Here is an 18,395-nt window from a genome sequence, read left to right on the forward strand (position 1 = left end):
ACCGATGACGAAGGATCGCCGTACGCCCATCCGGGGCGAGAGAGGGCGGAACGTCGACGATGATGAATCCCGCAGACCCAGACAACCAGACCACGGCCTCCCCGAGGCCCGATCGGCAGCACAAGCCCGATCAGCAGCCCGAGCACGATCCGCAGCGCAGGCCCGACAACTCGCGCCGCCTCTTCCTCGCCGGGGGCGCCGCCGCCCTCGCCGGCGCGGCAGGGGCCGTCGGCGCCGCCACTCCGGCCGCCGCCGCGCCCCCGGCCGACGCTCCCGGGCAGAAGAAGCGCCTGAGCGTCACCGAGGGGCCGATCTCGCCGCTCGACAAGGAGTTCCGCTGGGACGACCGCGCCGGCGCCGACAACACCCGCGCGGTGCAGGCGGCCATCGACAAGGCGATGACCGCTCCGGGCGGCGAGGTGTCGCTGCCCGCCGGCGAGATCCGGGTGACGGGCCTCGCGGTCGACTACCGCGGCTACCCGGTGCAGCCCGAGAACGGGCCGCCCTACGGCTACGCCGGGCCGAAGATCGTCGGCGCCGGCATGCGCCAGACGAGGATCGTCCAGATCGAGGGCTCGACCCGCGACATCTTCACCGTCTCCGGCCAGACCGGCGACGCGGCCGGTCCCGCCAACAACAACAAGGCCACCGGCGTCGTCCTCGCCGACTTCGAGATGACGGGCACGCCCTCCGGCGGCCACGGGATGTCGCTGCGCTCGCTGGTCAACTGCGAGTTCCGCAACCTGTGGATCCAGAAGACCGGCAAGTCGGGCATCTTCCGCGAGCGCGCCACCTTCGTCTCGGGCGTCGACGACGAGTACTCGTACGCCAACTCCTGGAACAAGATCAAGATCGTCGCCCCCGCGGGCTGGGGCGTGGAGGACTCGGGCAAGGCCTCCATCGGCGGCTCGATGACCAACGTCGAGGCGATCAGCCCCGGCCTCGGCGGCTTCCTCCTCGCGCCGACGAACATGACGCTGCTCGACTGCCAGGCCATCGGCGGCACGGTCGGCCTCCGGTCGATCCGCAACGAGAACCGGCGCTCGGTCAACTCCGGCCTGACCCTGATCAACTTCCGCTCGGAGGGCTCCCGCGACGGCTGGGAGGTGCTGATCGAGGCCGGCACGAGCCACATGATCGTGAACCCGAACTTCTTCCCGACCTCGGGCGCGAACTGCCTCGGCGTCGGCCTGACGAACGGCGGAGCGGACTTCGAGGTGCGCAACCTCACCGTCCTCGGCGGCTTCTACGGGCTCAGCCTCGGCCGCTTCCCGCAGCAGAAGGCGATCGTGCTGGGCAGCGACTCCTCCCAGACGCGCCTCGTGAACCCGTTCATCGAGCGCGGCGCCGCGGGAGTGGACGAGGGCTCGCTGATCGTCGACGAGGGACGCCTGACCTCGTTCGAGCTCGGCCGCGGCCGGGTGGAGCGCGCGGCCGGCTACACCACGGTCGCCCGCGCCCCCGAGACCATCCCGACCCCTCCGGCCGGACAGGTCAACGAGGGCTGGGAGCGCTCCGGCGACACCTGGCGGAAGGTGGCCGTCTTCCCCGACGGGCACCGCGTCGTCATCGCCTCCTGACCCCGGGCGGTGGCGCCCTCCGCGCCGCCGCCCTCCCCCACTGCACACGGAACGAGCACCAGAACGCATGCATGACGACAGCACCCGCATCGAAGCCCGCATCGCCCGCTTCCGCGCCGAGAGCCTCCGGCCGGCGATCCACCGGGCGGTCGAGCCGCTCGGGATCGAGTCGTGGACCGCTCCGGGCGAGCCGGTCCCCTTCGAGCAGGCGCGGGCCGCGTCCTACGCGCCCGCCCGCATCGGGGAGCCGTGGGGCGCCCCCTGGGGCACCGTGTGGTTCCACGTGCGCGGCGAGATCCCCGCCTCCTGGGTCGGCGTCGACGGCTGCGAGCCCGAGCTCGTCGTCGACCTCGGCTACACCGGCGCCCAGTCCGGCTTCGAGGCGGAGGGGCTCGTCTTCACCGCGACCGGCACGGTCGTGAAGGCCGTCGAGCCGTTCAACCAGTCGGTCCCGCTCGACCGGCTGCCCGGCCGCGAGGCGGGCGACCGCACGGTCGAGCTCTACATCGAGGCCGCCGCCAACCCGAACATCACCGGCGACTGGTCATTCACCCCCACGGCGCTCGGCGGCCGCCCCGCCGACGGCGCCCTGCCGTCCGACCCGCTCTACCGCCTCCGCCGCCTCGAGCTCGGGCTGCTCGACCGGGAGGTCTGGGAGCTGGAGCAGGACATGGCCGTGCTCGTCGGGCTGATCGGGCAGCTGCCCGAGTCCTCCCAGCGCCGCGCCGAGATCGTGCGCGCCCTCGACCGCGCCGTCGACGTCCTCGATCCGGACGACGTGTCCGGCACCGCCGCCGCGGGCCGGGAGGCGCTGCGGACCGTCCTCGAGCGGCCCGCCTCGGCCAGCGCGCACCACCTGCACGCCGTCGGCCACGCCCACATCGACTCCGCCTGGCTCTGGCCCGCCCGCGAGACCGCCCGCAAGGTGGCCCGCACCTTCTCGAACGTCTGCGATCTGATCGAGCGCGAGGAGGGCTTCGTCTTCGCCGCCTCCTCCGCGCAGCAGTACGCGTGGCTGAAGCGCGACCACCCGGAGCTGTTCGAGCGCGTCCGCGGCCACGTGCTCGCGGGCCGCTTCGTGCCGGTCGGCGGGATGTGGGTCGAGTCGGACACGAACATGCCCGGCGGCGAGGCGCTCGTGCGCCAGCTGCTCGAGGGCAAGCGCTTCTTCCTCGACGAGTTCGGGATCGACACCGAGGAGGTCTGGCTCCCGGACTCCTTCGGCTACTCCGCGGCGCTGCCGCAGATCATCGCCGGAGCGGGCGGGCGCTGGTTCCTCACGCAGAAGATCTCGTGGAACGAGACCAACACGATGCCCCACCACACCTTCTGGTGGGAGGGCATCGACGGCACCCGCGTGTTCACGCACTTCCCGCCCGTCGACCTCTACAACTCCGACCTCTCCGGCGAGGACCTCGCCCGCGCCGAGCGCCAGTACGCCGAGAAGGGCAGCGGCACCATGTCGCTCGTGCCCTTCGGCTACGGCGACGGCGGAGGAGGCCCCAACCGCGAGATGATCGCGGCCGCCCGCCGCACGCGCAGCCTCGAGGGCTCGCCGACCGTCGAGCTGTCCACACCCCGCCGCTTCTTCGAGGAGGCGCAGGCCGAGTACCCGGACGCGCCCACCTGGTCGGGCGAGCTCTACCTCGAGTTCCACCGCGGCACCTACACGTCGCAGGCGCGCACCAAGCAGGGCAACCGCCGCAGCGAGCACCTGCTCCGCGAGATCGAGCTGTGGGCGACCACGGCCCTCGTCCGCGCCGGGGTCCCGTTCCCGGCCGACGAGCTGCGCGAGATGTGGCGGACGGTCCTCCTGCAGCAGTTCCACGACATCCTGCCCGGCACCTCCATCGCCTGGGTGCACCGCGAGGCGGAGGAGAACTACGCCCGCATCGCGCAGCGGATCGAGGAGATGATCGCCGAGGCCGTCCGGGCCCTCGCCGGCGAGGGCTCCGCGGAGCTGCTGGTGAACTCCTCCCCCTTCGCCGTCGGGGGCGTGCCGGCGCTCGGCGCGGCCGCGGCCGACCCCGCCGCGGAGCACTCGGCCCCGACGCTCCGCTCCGACGGCGACGCCCACGTCCTCGACAACGGGCTCGTCCGGGTGCGGATCGGCGCCTCCGGGCTCCTCGAGTCGGTCGTGGACCTCGCGAGCGGCCGGGAGGTCGTGCCCGCCGGCGCCGCCGCGGGGCTCCTCCAGCTCCACCGCGACACCCCGAACAAGTGGGACGCCTGGGACCTCGACGACAACTACCGCCGCACGGTGGAGGACCTCGTCGGCGTCGACTCGGTCCGCGCCGGCACCGTGAGCGACCCGCTCGGCCGCGAGGTGCCGGCGGTCGTGATCACCCGCTCGTTCGGCGGCTCCACAGTCGTGCAGACCGTCTCGCTGCAGATCGGCCGGGCGGCCGTCGACCTCGACCTCGACATCGACTGGTACGAGCGCCGCAAGCTGCTCAAGCTCGCCTTCCCGCTCGACCTGCTCTCGGACCGGGCGACGTCCGAGATCCAGTTCGGCCACGTGCACCGCCCGACCCACGTGAACACGACGTGGGACGCCGCCCGCTTCGAGACCGTCGCGCACCGCTGGGTGCACGTCGGCGAGCCGGGCTTCGGCGTCGCGGTCGTCAACGACTCCACCTACGGGCACGACATCACCCGCGACCGCGCCGCGGCCGGCACACCGACGACCACGGTCCGGCTCTCGCTCCTGCGCGCGCCGCTGTTCCCCGACCCGGACGCCGACCAGGGCCGCCACCGCCTCGCAGTGTCGCTCGTGGTCGGCGCCGAGCTGCCCGACGCCGTCGAGGCCGGCTACGCGCTGAACACCCCGGTCCGCAGGCTCACCGGCGCCGCGCCCGTCGCTCCCCTGGTGTCGATCGACGACCCCTCGGTGATCGTCGAGGCTGTGAAGGCGGCGGACGACGGGAGCGGCGACGTGATCGTGCGGCTCTACGAGTCGCTCGGCCGCCGCGCCGCAGCGACCCTCCGCGCCGCCTTCGCCGTCCGGACGGTCACCCGCACCGACCTGATGGAGCGCCCGACCGAGCAGGTCCGCATCGAGAGCTCCGTCGAGGCGGAGTCAGCCGACGTGCGGCTCGAGCTGCGCCCGTTCGAGATCGCGACGGTGCGCCTGGCGCGCTGAGCGCGAGGGGACGCGGGGGCGGGAGCAGGCCGGGTCGGCTTGCTCCTGCCCCTGCGTCATGTGGTCTGCTCGATGCGCACCGTCCCGATCGGAGAGGTCCCCCATGCAGTCGTTCCCCGCCCCGCCCCGCCAGGTGCAGATCGGCGACGCCGCCGCGTTCGCCGGCGTCACTCCGCGGGCGATCCGCCACTACCACCGGCTCGGCCTGCTCCCCGAGCGCGAGCGGGGCGGAGACGGTCGTCGGCGCTACGGCTACGACGACATCATCCGGCTGCTCTGGATCCGCCGCCTGGCCGACGCCGGGGTCGCACTCGAGGACATCCGGGACGCCTTCGCCGTCGCAGCCCCGGTCGGCGCCGAGGACAGCGCCGACCGCGAGGACGAGGTCGCGGGCGTCCTCGCGCGGCTGGACGCCGCGCTCGCCGCGCAGGAGGAGGAGCTGCAGCGGAAGCGGGCCTCGGTCCGGCGCATGCGGACCCTCGGCGGCCGGCTTGGGCTGCTCGACGACATCGTCTCGCGCCGCCTCGAGGGCGCACCCGAGGGCTCGCTGCGCCAGGCCGACCTCGACACCCTGCTGGTCACCGAGCGGATGTTCGGCCCGCTGGGCGCCGTCTCCCAGGCCGGCCGCTTCGTCGTCCTGGCCGCCGATCCGGCGCTGCGGGCGGAGGCCGACCGCGTCGACGCCGCCGAGGAGGCCCTCGACGACACGGTCCCCGAGGACGACCCCCGGGTGGAGCAGGTGGCGCGGGAGCGGCACGCCTTCGAGGCCCGGCTGATGCGCGTCGTCGAGGAGTCCGGTCAGCTCGAGGAGGACGAGGCGATCTTCGACGCGTGGGACGAGGCGCACCCGCCCGAGGACCCCGCGCCGGCCCCCGATCCCGCACAGGGCTCCCGCGCCCGGAGCGCCGGCGAGATCATCCGGAGCCTGCCCTACGACGTCTCGCCGGCCCGCCTGCGCGCCATGGACCTGGCGATGCGGCTCGGGATGGAGGAGGCGCCGACGTCCTGAGACGCGGGGTCACGCCCGCGCGGTCACCCGAGGACCTCCCGCAGCACCTCCAGCGCCCGCTCGCGGTCGCCGACCCCGCCGCCCTCGTGCCCGCTGTACGGCCACACGTCGATCGACGTCTCGCCGCCGGAGACGTTGTGGGAGGCGAAGACCGTCGAGGGCGGGCAGATCGGGTCCATCAGGCCGACCGAGCGGTGCACCCGGCAGCGCAGGCGCCGCGAGAAGTGGACGCCGTCGACGTAGGAGAGGGTCCGCTCGACGGCGTCGAGGTCCTCGGGGCGGGTCGCCAGGTAGCGGGCGATCTCGACGTAGGGCGCCTCGTTCGTGACGGTCGTCGCGCGCAGGACGTCGGAGAGGAAGGGCACCAGGGCGATCGCGGCGCGCATCCGGGGGCGCAGCGCCGCCGCGGCGGTCGCGAGCGCTCCGCCCTGGCTGCCGCCGAAGACCGACACCCGGTCCGGGTCCAGCCCGGGGAGCGCCTCCACGGCGTCGACGGCGAGCGCCGCGTCCGCGATCAGGCGCCGGTAGTAGTACGTCTCGGGCGACTCGATGCCGCGGGTCGTGACCCCGGGGTAGGCGGGGCCGCTGCCGTGGGGGTCGGGGGTGGCTCCGGAGCGGGCGAGGCGGCCGGCTCCCTGGCCTCGCGCGTCGACGACCAGGTGCGCGTACCCGGCGGCGGCGATCCAGAGGTGCTCGATCGGCCGGCCCCGTCCGCTGCCGTACCCGGGGTACTCGATCACCACGGGGAGCGGGGCGCCCGGGTCGACCGCGGGGGTCACCAGCCAGGCGGCGATCGGCTCGCCCGCGAAGCCGGGGAACCGCACGTCCCGCACCCGCACCAGCGGGAGGCCCGCGTCGACCGGCACGGCGCTGACGCCGGGGCCGCCCTCCCGCCCGAGCGCGAGGGTGGCCCGCCAGAAGGCGTCGAAGTCGTCGGGCTCCGCGACCTCCGCACGGAACTCGCGGAGGGCGGCGAGGGGGCGATCCGTGAACACCGGGTCAGCCTTTCAGACCGGAGTGCGCGAGCCCTTCCACGAACTGCCGCTGAGCGAGGAGGAACACGGCCAGCACGGGCACGACCGTCATCGTCGCCGCGGCGAGCTGCACGTCCCACATCTCCCCGCCGTAGGCGTCGGTGAAGCGGGTGAGCGCCTGGGGCAGGGTGAAGAGCTCGGGCGAGGTCAGGTAGACCGTCGGCTCGAGGTACATGTTCCAGGACCCGAGGAAGGTCAGGATCGCGACGGCCGACAGCGCGGGCTTGGACAGCGGCAGGAAGATGCGCCGCCAGATCCCGAAGCGGCCGAGGCCGTCCAGGCGCGCGGCCTCCTCGAGCTCGCCGGGCATCGCGATGAAGTACTGCCGCATGATGAACGTGCCCAGCACCGCCGGCGCTCCGACCATCGGCACCAGCAGCAGCGGCACGTGGGTGTCGATGAAGCCGAGCTGCCGGAAGATCTGGAACAGCGGGATGATCGTCACCTCCGTCGGCACCAGCAGGCCGGTCAGGACGACGAGGAACACCGCGTTGCGTCCCGGGAACGGGATCCGGGCGAAGGCGTAGCCGGCCAGGCTCGACACCAGCAGCGTGACCACGGTGACCGTGACCGCGATGTAGAGGCTGTTCCAGTACTGGAGCGCGAACGGCTGGAACCGGAACGCCTCGGCGTAGCCCGCCAGGCTCGGCGAGTCCGGCAGCAGGGTCGGCGGGTTCGAGAAGATCTCGTTCACCGGCTTGAACGACGAGGCGATCATCCAGAACGTCGGCACCGCGAACGGCAGCACGAGCAGGATCAGCGTCACGACGAGCAGGGCGGTCATGAGCGGGCCGCGGCCGCGGCGGCGCTTGACGGGCGGCTCCGGGACGGCTTCGAGGCGTGGCGTGAGCGGGGTCCCCTGCTCGACGACGGCGTCAGTTCTCATAGAAGACCCATTTCCTGCGCAGCTGCCACTGCACGACCGTGAGGATCAGGACGAAGAGGAGCAGCATCAGCGAGAGCGTCGCGCCGTAGCCGATGTCGCTGAACTCGAAGGCCTGTTGGAACACGTAGTAGACGAGCACTGTCGTCGACAGTTCCGGCCCGCCCTCGGTCAGGACGGCGACCTGCGCGAACGCCTGCAGCGAGCCGACGATCGTGAGGATGCCGGTGAGGAGCAGGGTGGGCGAGATGAGCGGGAGCGTGATCCGGAAGAAGATCGCGCGGGGGCTCGCGCCGTCCAGGCGGGCCGCCTCGTAGAGGTCGCCCGGCACTCCCTGCAGCGCGGCGAGGAAGAGCACCATGTTGACGCCGACGCTGCGGATGACCTGCGTGACGATGACGCTCGCCATCGCGGTGGGTCCCTCCTGGAGCCAGTTCGGCCCGTCGAGGCCGACCAGCGAGAGCAGGCCGTTGATCGCGCCGTTGTCCTGAAGGAGGAAGCCCCAGACGAGGGTCCAGGCGACCACTGAGATGACGACGGGCGAGAAGAAGAGCGTGCGGAACAGGGCGCCGCCCGGGATCCTCCGGTTGAGCAGCACGGCCAGGCCCAGCCCGAGGGCGAGGTTCAGGACGACCACTCCCCCGGAGAAGACCGCGGTCGTGCCGAGCACCGCGCCGATGCTCGGGTCGTTGATCGCCCGCTCGTAGTTCTCGCCGCCCACGAAGGTCATGGAGCCGGTGAAGACGTTCCACTCGTTGAGGCTGAACCAGACCGCGAGCCCGACGGGCAGCAGCACGAACACGATCACACCGAGCAGCTGGGGCGCGATGAAGAGCCAGCCGGCGAGCGCGTCGCGGCGCCGGAGGTTCCAGTAGGCGCCGGCGGGAGCGGATCGGCGGCTGTCCGTCGAGGTCGCGGTCACGGGATCACTTCCCCTGGAGGACGGGCGCGATGGCGTCGCAGACGCCTCCGAGCACCTCGGCGACGTCGGCGTCGGCCGACCACATGCGGTCCAGCGCCGTCTTGCCGACCGAGGTGATCTCGGCAGGGCTCGTCACCGGAGGGGTGGCGGACACGTCGGCCAGCTCGTCGACCACGACGCGGTCGAGCTGCTCGGCGCTGAGGCGGGTGTTGACCTTCGCCAGCTCCTCACCGGACAGCAGCGACTCGCGGGGCGGCGGGAAGAACTGCGCGAGCTTGGCGGAGTTCTCCGGGTTGGTCATGAACGAGAGGAAGCCGGTCGCCTCCTCCACGTGGTCGCCGCCTGCGAGCGCGGCCATGCCGGCCTGGCCGATGTTGCCGTACTCGCCGGCGGGGCCGACGGGCAGCGGGTAGATCTCGAACGGGAACGAGCCGTCGAGCAGGCTCGCCCGCGAGACCTGCGCGGTCGTGAACGCGGCGTCGCCGGCGAAGAAGTCCGCCGTCACGCCGGGTCCGGGGGTCGCGCCGCTGACGTAGACCGAGTCGTGGAAGAACTGGAACGCCTCCACCATCTCGGGCGAGTCCATCGTGCACTGGGTCCCGTCGTCGCTCCACGGCTGGGCTCCCCAGCCCGCCCAGAGGTTCGCGAGGCTCAGCCAGCCCGAGAAGTCGAAGTCGCGGATGATGTAGCCGGCCTTGCCGGTCGACTCGTTGACGGCCGCGCCGATGCGGTCGACGTCCTCCCAGCTGAGCGTCGCGGGGTCGACGGTCTGCCCGGCCTGCGCGATGAGGTCCTGGTTCACGTACAGCGCGAAGGGCGAGTTGGAGAACGGGTACGCGTAGAGCTCGCCGTCCTGGCTGAACGACTGCGCCACGCTGGGCAGGATGTCGTCGTACTCGTAGCCCTCGGTCCCCTCGAAGGTCTCGGTCAGCGGAGCGAGCGCTCCGGCGTCGATCAGGTCCTTCGCGATGTCGCCGACCCAGGCGAGGTCGGGGGCGTTGCCGCCCGCGGCCTGCGTGGTCAGGGTCGAGTTGTAGTCCGCGAACGGGAGGGACTCGAAGGTCACGGACTCGATCTCGGGGTGGTCGGCGATGTACTCGTCGGCCATCGAGTCGAACAGGGCGAGCTGCTTCTCGTCGGAGGTCCAGACGGACATCCTCAGAGCGACGGGTGCTGAGTCGTCACCGCCGCCGGCGGCGCCGCAGCCCGAGAGGGCGGCGATCACTCCGACTGCGGCGAGCGAGGCCATCAGCTTCTTCGCTGGTCTCATCGTCTCTCTTTCTCCAATGGTCTTCTCGGTGTTCCCGGTCAGTACCCGACGACGTCGGGCCAGTGGGTCTCTACGCCGCGCGACTCGAGCCTCGCCTGCAGGCGGGCGACGAGGGCGGGGTCGGCGGCGATCTCGTGGGGCGACAGGTCCTCGGCGAGGGCGAGGGCCGCCAGCTCGCCGACGGCCTCGCCGATGTTCCACTCCACGGGGTGGAGGCGGTACGCGCCGTTGGTGATGTGCGTCGTCCCGATGTTCTTGCCCCCGGGCAGCAGGTTCGTCGGGGTGCGCGGCACGAGGGCGCCGAGCGGGATCTCGAACGGTGAGCACTCCACGTCGAGGTAGTTGTCGCCTCCGGTGGTCGGGTGCAGGTCGATCCGGTACATGCCCACGCCGACGGAGTCGTCGAAGCGCGCGGGGCTCCCCGTCCCGCGGGCGGCGACGGAGACGTCCTGCTCGCGCACCGTGGTGAGCGCGCGGATCCGGCGGGACTCGCGGATGTAGGGGGCCTGCGCGAGGCCGTCGGCGGTGCCCATCACGTCGCCGCGGAGCCGGAGCCCGGGCCAGCCGCGGCCGCCGTCGGGCCGGGGCGCCTCGGTCTGGAGCCAGTAGAAGTACGACAGCGAGAGCGCGCGGGCGCCGGCGAGGTGCTTCTCCGGCTCCGGCACGTCGAGGATCGAGCTGTCGAGGTAGTCGAGCATCGGCCAGTTCGCGAGCACGATGTCGCTGTCGAGCGCGCCCGGCCGGAGGGTCTCGGTCGCGAGGATCCGGCGGAACATCCAGAGGTCGGTGTCCCCGCCCTGCGCGCGCTGGTCCGCGGTGCGGGTGTCGCCCACGGCGTTCACGTGCATCGTGCGGGTCTCGGGGCGCAGCGTCCTCGGGTTCGGCGCGGTGAAGGAGAGGAGCTTCCCGCCCCAGAACGGCACCTCGTACTCGTGCCAGTAGTCGTAGTCGGCCGGGCGCTCGATGGTGTGGTCGCCGTCCGCGCTGTCGAAGCCGAAGCACCAGGTGACGGCCTGCACGTTCATCGGGTCGGCGACGGCGGGAGCGCTGGGCTCGCCGTGCTCGTCGCGCGACTCGGAGCCCGTGACGTAGTCGACCTCCGCGAGGGGGAGCAGCTCCCCCGTCTCGGTCGCGTCGATCACGTACCGTCCGGAGACGGCGAGCTCCTCGCCCGAGACCGCGTCGCGCAGCAGGACGCGCTCGATCCGGCCCGGGCCGCCGTCGACGGCGAAGGGGACGACGCCGGTGACGACGCGGATCGCTCCGCTCGAGCGGTAGGGGGCGAGCATCTCGTCGAGCACGGCGACGGCGACGCGGGGCTCGGCGCAGAGCCTGCTCACGAGTCCGCGGCCGGGGTTCAGGCGGTCGTCGCGCATCGCCTCGGCGGTGAGGGGGTAGTTGCGGCGGTAGTAGCCGCGGATGCCGTCCCGGAGGCGCCGGTAGTCGGCGGTGACGCCGAACTGCTCGACCCAGGTGTGCTCGTCCGGCGGGACGCCCTGCGAGGTGAGCTGGCCGCCCAGCCACGGGTACTGCTCGGTCAGCACGACCGAGAGGCCGTTGCGGGCGAGGGCGATCGCCGCCGCCACTCCTCCGAGGCCGCCGCCGATCACGGCGACATCTGCTTGCATCGGGGTCACGCGTCCGCCTCGTCCTCGTCGACAGTCTGGGTCATCGGCCTACTACCCGCGGGTAATACGTATTGCCGATTGATTAGACCGTAACGCACGAGTGTCCGGTTGGCAACGGTCTCCGCCGTTCCGAGCGATGCCGCGGCGACCCGCGGGCGTCCTCAGCCGGAAGCGGGCCGGATGTCAGGGCTCGGTGGCATGCTCGACCCCGAGCGCGGCCGGCGGGCGGCAGCGCGGAGCGGAGCAGCATGATCGGGTTGGATCTCACCGGGCGCACGGCCCTCGTCACGGGGTCGGGGCAGGGCATCGGGCTGGCCATCGCGACGACGCTCGCGGAGGCGGGCGCCGAGGTGATCGTGAACGCCCGCTCCGAGCGGTCGATCCGCCGGGCGATCGAGGCGGTCGGCGCGGCGGTGCCGGAGGCGCGGGTGCGCGGAGTCGCGGCCGACGTGTCGACGGAGAAGGGCACGGCCTCCCTCCTGCGCGCGGCCGCGGAGGTGGACGTGCTCGTCAACAACCTCGGGATCTTCGGCTCCGCCGATGCGCTCTCCATCGACGACGACGAGTGGCGCCGCTACTTCGAGGTCAACGTGCTCACCGGCGTGCGCCTCACCCGTGCCTACCTCCCGGGGATGATGGAGCGCGAGTGGGGCCGCGTCCTCTACATCGGCAGCGACTCCGCCGTCGTCACGCCCGCCGAGATGATCCACTACGGAGTGTCGAAGACCGCGCTGCTGGGCGTCTCGCGAGGCTTCGCCAAGGCCGCCGCCGGCACCGGGGTGACGGTGAACAGCGTGCTCGCCGGGCCGACCCATACGGGCGGCGTCGAGGACTTCGTCTACGAGCTGGTCGACCGCGAGCTGCCGTGGGAGGAGGCGCAGCGCGAGTTCATGCGCCTGCACCGGCCGCAGTCGCTGCTGAAGCGCCTCATCGAGCCGGAGGAGATCGCCCACATGGTGGCGTACCTCGCCTCCCCGCTCGCCTCGGCCACCACGGGCGCCGCCGTGCGCGTCGACGGCGGCTACATCGACTCGATCGTGCCGTAGCGCGCGCTCCCGGGGCTTCCCGGGGCGCCGGCCGTCAGCGCGGAGGGGCGACAGAGCCGCCGGGGCGCCACGGGCCGCCGATGCGCTCCTGGAGGAGCGGCGCCGCCGGGTCGGCGAGGCGGGCGAGCAGCGCCTCCACTCCGCGGCGGCCGAGCTCGCGGCCGGGCGCGACGAGCAGGTCGAGCGCCGGGTCGGCCAGGTCGGCGACGTCGGGGTCGGAGGCGAGCAGGACGATCGAGAGGTTCTCGGGCACGCGCAGCCCGCGGTGCCGCACCTCGTGCGCGAACCCGACGGCGGCGCCCCCGTTGACGATCACCACGGCGGTCGCGGAGGCGGGGTCGAACGAGCGGGCGAGGGTGCGGCCACCGGCGGGCGACTCCTCGCAGCGCAGCAGCACGCCCTCGACGCCGCGGGCCGCGCAGGCGAGCGCGAACGCCTCCTGGGTGCGCGCGTAGGGGCCGAAGTCGGCCGCGGCGTCGCGGTCCGGGCCGAGCACGAGCGCCACCCGCGCGTGCCCCAGGCCGGCGAGCCGGCCGAGCGCCTCCTCGACCATTCCCTCGAAGTCGATGTCGACCCAGTCGAGGGCGGACGGGTCGCGGGTGCGCCCGATGAGGGCGAAGGGCGTGCCGGAGTCCCGCAGGACCGGCACGCGCTCGTCCTCGCTGGTGACCTGCATCAGCACGACGCCGTCGATCAGGCCGTCGGCGCGCAGGTCGGCGAGGCGGTCGGAGCCGCCGACCGTCGGCCACAGGACGATCGAGTGGTCCTGCTCCGCCGCGGCCTCGGCGGCTCCGAGCAGGAACGAGGTGGCGGTGTTGAGCGGCCGGCTCGACACGAGCGGATAGACGACCGCGACGATCCCCGAGCGGCGCCGCGCGAGGGCGCGGGCCAGGGCGTGCGGCCGGAAGCCGAGCTCGTGCATCGCCGCCCGCACCCGCTCGCGGGTCTCGGGCGAGACGGGCTTGGTGTCGTTGACCACGAACGAGACCGTCGCGATCGAGACCCCCGCGAGGCGCGCGACATCCCTCATCGTGGCCACCGCGCCTCCTCCGCTCGCGCCGCCCGGCCGTGGTTGACGCGGGGCGGACGTCTCCCGCATCCTAGGAGACGCGGCCGGTAAAGCGGTTAACCCCGTGTCGGGCCGCCCACCGCCGCACCGTCTCCACCGTCGAAGAAGGAACACCGTGACCACACCCTCCTCCCCCGTCCGCGTCCTCGTCTGGGGCGAGAACCGCCATGAGCAGATCGAGGAGAAGGTCCGCGCGATCTACCCCGACGGCATGCACAGCACGATCGCCGACGGCATCCGCGAGAACCTCGGCGAGCGCGCCACCGTCTCCACCACCACGCTCGACGAGCCCGAGCACGGCCTCACCGAGGACGTCCTCGACGCCACCGACGTGCTCGTCTGGTGGGGCCACATGGCCCACGGCGACGTCTCCGACGAGATCGTCGAGCGCGTCCAGCGCCACGTCCTCTCGGGCATGGGCCTCGTCGTCCTGCACTCCGGCCACTGGTCGAAGATCTTCGGCAAGCTCATGGGCACCACCTGCACGCTGCGCTGGCGCTCGGAGCAGGACCGCGAGCTGGTCTGGACCGTCGACCCCACGCACCCCATCGCCCAGGGGATCCCGCACCCCTTCCTGATCCCGCAGCAGGAGATGTACGGCGAGTTCTTCGACGTGCCGGCGCCCGACGAGCTCGTGTTCCTCTCGACCTTCTCGGGCGGCGAGGTCTTCCGCTCCGGCATGACCTGGAAGCGCGGCCACGGGCGCATCTTCTTCTTCTCCCCCGGCGACCAGGACTACCCCGTCTACCACCAGGCCGAGGTGCGCCGCGTGATCGCGAACGGCGTCGAGTGGGTGCGCTCCTCGCGCCCCGAGCGCCGCCTCCCGGTGCTGCAGCGCTACGAGACCGAGGACTTCCACAACGGCCAGGACTACGAGGGAGCGCTCGTCCGATGACGGTCCGCCTCGTCCAGGTCGGCGCCGGCGCGATGGGCCGCGCCTGGATCCGCACCATCCGCGACTCCCCGGACGCCGAGCTCGTCGGCCTGGTCGACCTCGACGTCGACCTCGCCACGGCTGCCGCGGAGGAGGAGGGGGTCGGCCCGGTCGCGGTCGGCACCTCCGTCGCCGAGGTCGCCGCGCGCTCCGGCGCCGACGCCGTGGTCAACGTGACCGTGCCGCGGGCGCATCTGCCCGTCAGCTCGGAGGCGCTGTTCGCCGGGCTGCCCGTGCTCTCCGAGAAGCCGATCGCGCCGACCATCGCCGAGGCGCTGGTGCTCGCGGCGACGGCAGAGGCCTCGGGCCGGCTCCTGATGACCAGCCAGTCGCGCCGCTACTACTCGGCGATCACCGCCTTCCGCGAGCAGATCGCCGGGCTCGGGCAGCTGGGCACCGCCTCCGTGCACTTCGCGAAGGCGCCCCGCTTCGGCGGCTTCCGCGACGAGATGGACCACGTGCTCCTGGTCGACATGGCGATCCACGCCTTCGACGCGGCGCGGTACCTGCTCGACAGCGACCCGGTCGCGGTCTACTGCGAGGAGTACAACCCGGGCTGGAGCTGGTACGCCGACGGAGCCGCGGCGAGCGCCGTGTTCGAGTTCGCCGGCGGAGTGCGCTTCAGCTACACCGGCAGCTGGTGCGCCGACGGCCTCGAGACCTCGTGGAACGGCGACTGGCGCGTGAACGGGGCCGGCGGCACCGCGCACTGGGACGGCGACGGCGCTCCGGAGTGGCAGTCGCGCGAGTCGGAGCCGGTGCGGACCGCCGCGCTCGAGCCCGTGCCCGAGGAGATCGCGGGCTCGCTCGCGGAGTTCGTGCGAGTGCTGGGCTCGGGGGCGGTCCCCTCGGGCGAGGTGCACTCGAACGTGCGGAGCCTCGCGATGGTGGAGGCGGCGGTCCGCTCCTCCGAGACGGGTGCGCGGGTGCGGCTCGACGACGTGCTGGAGGAGGGGTACGCGGAGGCGCTGACGCTCGCGCGCGACGAGCGAGTCCGCGCGGCCCTCGGCTCCTGGGGCTCGGCCGCGGAGGGCCTCGCGCGCTGACCACGCCGCCCGGCGGATCTCGAGGCGTCCGTGCCGGCGTCTCGAGACCCCCGCCCGGTCGCGGCTCCGCCACCGCGCGTTCGCCGGGCGGACACCTGCGGGCGGCGGGGCGTTCACCGGGGGCGGCCAGCGTGGGCGGGTTCCTTCGAAGCCGCTCAGGAGACCCGTGTCCTCTCGTCACACCCGCACCAGCACCCGCACCGCCGCCCTCGCCCTCACCGTCACCCTCGCCGGCTGCACCCTCGGAGCCGCGGCCCTGCCCGCCTCCGCCGCGGGCGACTCCTTCTTCACCCGCATCGCCACGGTGCCGGCCTACCTGAACGCGGCCGACCCGTCCGCCGACTCCGCCGTCGCCGAGATCTCGAGCGCGTCGCCCGACGGCCGCCTGGTCTACTCGACGGACTCCGCCGGGCAGCGCATCGACGTCCTCGACATCTCGGACCCCGACGCCCCCGAGCCGCGCGGCGGCGTCGGCGTGGGCGGCGAGCCGACCTCGGTCTACGCGACCGGCGAGTACGTCCTCGCGGTGGTCGACACGAGCGACGGCGACTTCGCGAACCCCTCCGGCCACGTCAGCGTGCTGCACGCCGACGACCTCGCGCCCATCGCGAGCATCGAGCTCGGCGGCCAGCCCGACTCCATCGACGTCACCACCGACGGCTCGACCGCGGTCATCGCGATCGAGAACCAGCGCGACGAGGACCTCGCCCCCGAGGGCGGCGAGGAGGGCGACCTCCCGCAGGCGCCCGCCGGGGAGCTCGTGGTGATGGACCTCGCGGGCGACCCCTCCGCCTGGGTGCCGGAGCACGTCGACCTCACCGGTCTCGCCGGCCTCGACACCCCGTCGGACCCGGAGCCCGAGTACGTCTCGATCAACCCGGCCGACACGGCCGTCGCCGTGACGCTGCAGGAGAACAACGCCGTCGCGATCGTCGACCTGGCCACCCGCTCCGTCACCGCCTCGTACACCGCGGGCACCGCCTCCGTCGGCGGCATCGACACGCTCGACGACGACTCGATCTCGCTGACCGGCTCGATCACCGACGTCCCGCGCGAGCCCGACGCGATCGGCTGGGTCGGCGACGACCACGTCGCGATCGCGAACGAGGGCGACTGGAAGGGCGGCACGCGCGGCTGGTCGATCCTCGACGCCGCGACCGGGGCCGTGCAGTGGGACGCCGGGAACTCGTTCGACCACCTCGCGGTGCGCCTCGGGCTCTACCCGGACAAGCGCTCCGACGCGAAGGGCTCCGAGCCCGAGGGCCTGCTCTCGGCCACCTTCGACGGCGTCCCCTACGTGTTCGTCGGCGCCGAGCGGGCCAACTTCGTGGCCGTCTACGACGTGTCGGAGCCGACCGCGCCGCGCTTCGTGCAGGCGCTGCCGTCGACGCCCGGCCCGGAGGGGCTGCTCGCCCTGCCCGAGCGCGACCTGCTGGTCGTCTCGAGCGAGACCGACGACGCCGAGGCCGCCGTCCGCGCGAGTGTGCAGCTCTACGCGCTCGGCGCCTCCGCCCCCGCGTTCCCGACCGTGCTGTCGGCCGACGTCGACGGATCGCCGCTGCCCTGGGGTGCGCTCTCGGGCCTCTCGACCGACCCGGCGGCGCCCGACCGCCTGTACGCGGTGAGCGACAGCGCCTACGCGCCGAGCACCCTCCACTCTATCGACACCTCCGTCTCGCCGGCGCTGCTCGACTCGACGCTCACGGTGACCGAGGGCGGCGAGCCCGCCGCTCTGGATCTGGAGGGGATCGCCGCCCGCGTCGACGGCGGCTTCTGGGCCGTGACGGAGGGCGGGACAGGCGACGGCAACGCGCTCCTGCGGCTCGACGCGGACGCCGCGGTGACCGAGCGGATCGCCCTGCCCGCGGAGCTCGCCTCCGCACTGGGCAAGCAGGGCTTCGAGGGAGTGACCGTCGAGGACGGCGCCGCCGGTGAGATCGTCTGGACGGCGCTGCAGCGCGAGGCCTCGATCGACGCCGACGGAGTGGTCCGGATCGGGCGCTACGACGTCGCCGCCGACAGCTGGAGCTTCTTCGGCTACCCGCTGGAGGCCGTCTCCGGGGCGGACGGCGACTGGAACGGGCTCTCGGAGATCACGCTGACCCCCGCGGGCACGCTCGCGGTGATCGAGCGCGACAAGCTCAACGGGCCGGACGCCGCGCTGAAGGCCGTGTACACGGTGCCGCTGCCGACGGAGGCCGGCGCGGCGGTCGGCGAGACGCTGCCGATGCTCGAGAAGACCCTCGCGGTCGACGTGCTGCCCGCGCTGCAGGCCGGGAACGGCTGGACCCAGGAGAAGCTCGAGGGCCTCGGGATCACCGGCTCCGGCGAGGTGTTCGCGGTGACCGACAACGACGGCGTGGACGACGCGAACGGCGAGACGGTGCTCGCATCGCTCGGCTCCGCGGCGTCCGTGTTCGGGACGGGGACGGTACCGACGCCGGGACCGACTGTTGGGCCGACCGTCGAGCCGACGGTGGCGCCGACGGGTGAGCCGACCACGGCGCCGACCGCGCACCCCTCGGCCGAGCCGACCCGCGCGCCGGCTCCCGCTCCGGCCGGCGCCGTTCCTCCGCGGACCGGCTCGGGACTCGCGAGCACCGGCGTCGAGACGGGCTGGACCGCCGCGGCGGCTCTCGCCCTGCTCGCCGGTGGAGCGCTCGCGCTCGGAGTCACGCGCCGCCGCCGCGACGCGCGCTGACGGACGCCGACGGCCCGGGGGACAGTGTCCTCCGGGCCGTCGGCGTTCCCGCCGCGAGCGGGGCGGGTGGGGCGAGTGGTCGGGTGTCAGCTTCCGGTGGGGGCGTCCTCGGTGTCGGGAGAGGTGCTCTC

13 protein-coding genes are annotated in these 18,395 nt (G+C 73.3%); 7 read left to right on the forward strand and 6 right to left on the reverse strand.

What is annotated here, in order from left to right; all coding sequences use genetic code 11:
- Positions 1 to 59 precede the first annotated feature (59 nt).
- The 3 genes from C5C35_RS13490 to C5C35_RS13500 all read left to right on the forward strand — a co-directional run bounded on the left by C5C35_RS13490 (position 60) and on the right by C5C35_RS13500 (position 5,731).
- Positions 60 to 1,580 (forward strand): hypothetical protein, encoded by a 1,521-nt coding sequence (locus tag C5C35_RS13490; RefSeq protein ID WP_104263296.1) that lies wholly within the window; start codon positions 60 to 62, stop codon positions 1,578 to 1,580.
- Positions 1,581 to 1,647: 67 nt separating this feature from the next.
- A complete protein-coding gene (locus C5C35_RS13495) occupies positions 1,648 to 4,722 on the forward strand; it encodes a glycoside hydrolase family 38 C-terminal domain-containing protein (protein ID WP_104263297.1) in 3,075 nt (1,024 codons plus the stop codon).
- 103 nt (positions 4,723 to 4,825) lie between these two features.
- On the forward strand, positions 4,826 to 5,731 hold the full coding sequence (locus C5C35_RS13500) for a MerR family transcriptional regulator (protein WP_104263298.1): 906 nt from the start codon (positions 4,826 to 4,828) through the stop codon (positions 5,729 to 5,731).
- 23 nt (positions 5,732 to 5,754) lie between these two features.
- Here C5C35_RS13500 and C5C35_RS13505 read toward each other — a convergent pair whose 3' ends face one another.
- Genes C5C35_RS13505 through C5C35_RS13525 form a run of 5 tightly spaced genes read right to left on the reverse strand, consistent with a single transcriptional unit; the run spans position 5,755 to position 11,468 of the window.
- Positions 5,755 to 6,726, reverse strand: coding sequence for an acetylxylan esterase (locus C5C35_RS13505; protein WP_104263299.1), 972 nt, complete (start codon positions 6,724 to 6,726; stop codon positions 5,755 to 5,757).
- A gap of 4 nt (positions 6,727 to 6,730) precedes the next feature.
- On the reverse strand, positions 6,731 to 7,651 hold the full coding sequence (locus tag C5C35_RS13510) for a carbohydrate ABC transporter permease (RefSeq protein WP_258066438.1): 921 nt from the start codon (positions 7,649 to 7,651) through the stop codon (positions 6,731 to 6,733).
- Positions 7,641 to 8,570: a carbohydrate ABC transporter permease gene (locus C5C35_RS13515; RefSeq protein ID WP_104224314.1), complete on the reverse strand. Its 930-nt coding sequence runs from the start codon at positions 8,568 to 8,570 to the stop codon at positions 7,641 to 7,643. Before C5C35_RS13515 ends, C5C35_RS13510 begins: the two co-directional genes overlap by 11 nt.
- Positions 8,571 to 8,574: 4 nt before the next feature.
- Positions 8,575 to 9,840 (reverse strand): sugar ABC transporter substrate-binding protein, encoded by a 1,266-nt coding sequence (locus C5C35_RS13520; protein ID WP_104224315.1) that lies wholly within the window; start codon positions 9,838 to 9,840, stop codon positions 8,575 to 8,577.
- 38 nt (positions 9,841 to 9,878) lie between these two features.
- Positions 9,879 to 11,468, reverse strand: coding sequence for an FAD-dependent oxidoreductase (locus C5C35_RS13525; protein WP_104263304.1), 1,590 nt, complete (start codon positions 11,466 to 11,468; stop codon positions 9,879 to 9,881).
- Positions 11,469 to 11,719: 251 nt separating this feature from the next.
- On the opposite strand from C5C35_RS13525, the gene C5C35_RS13530 reads away from it, so the two are divergent.
- Complete coding sequence (locus C5C35_RS13530; protein ID WP_104224325.1) at positions 11,720 to 12,514, forward strand: SDR family NAD(P)-dependent oxidoreductase; 795 nt, start codon at positions 11,720 to 11,722, stop codon at positions 12,512 to 12,514.
- A gap of 34 nt (positions 12,515 to 12,548) precedes the next feature.
- Here the strand turns inward: C5C35_RS13530 and C5C35_RS13535 are convergent, their stop codons facing one another.
- Entirely contained in the window at positions 12,549 to 13,544 is a 996-nt protein-coding gene (locus tag C5C35_RS13535; protein WP_258066439.1) for a LacI family DNA-binding transcriptional regulator, read from the reverse strand.
- 154 nt (positions 13,545 to 13,698) lie between these two features.
- On the opposite strand from C5C35_RS13535, the gene C5C35_RS13540 reads away from it, so the two are divergent.
- From C5C35_RS13540 to C5C35_RS13550, 3 genes are all read left to right on the forward strand, one after another.
- Entirely contained in the window at positions 13,699 to 14,478 is a 780-nt protein-coding gene (locus C5C35_RS13540) for a ThuA domain-containing protein (protein ID WP_104261591.1), read from the forward strand.
- Positions 14,475 to 15,563 carry a Gfo/Idh/MocA family protein gene (locus tag C5C35_RS13545; protein ID WP_104263301.1) on the forward strand — a complete coding sequence of 363 codons (1,089 nt, stop codon included), beginning with the start codon at positions 14,475 to 14,477 and terminating at the stop codon, positions 15,561 to 15,563. The genes C5C35_RS13540 and C5C35_RS13545 overlap by 4 nt, the downstream gene beginning before the upstream one ends.
- 166 nt (positions 15,564 to 15,729) lie before the next feature.
- The gene (locus C5C35_RS13550) at positions 15,730 to 18,264 is read left to right on the forward strand and encodes an esterase-like activity of phytase family protein (RefSeq protein ID WP_104263302.1); all 2,535 of its coding nucleotides are present in this window, start codon (positions 15,730 to 15,732) and stop codon (positions 18,262 to 18,264) included.
- Positions 18,265 to 18,395: the final 131 nt, after the last annotated feature.

Source organism: Rathayibacter sp. AY1F8 (genome assembly GCF_002932165.1).
Lineage (GTDB): Bacteria > Actinomycetota > Actinomycetes > Actinomycetales > Microbacteriaceae > Rathayibacter.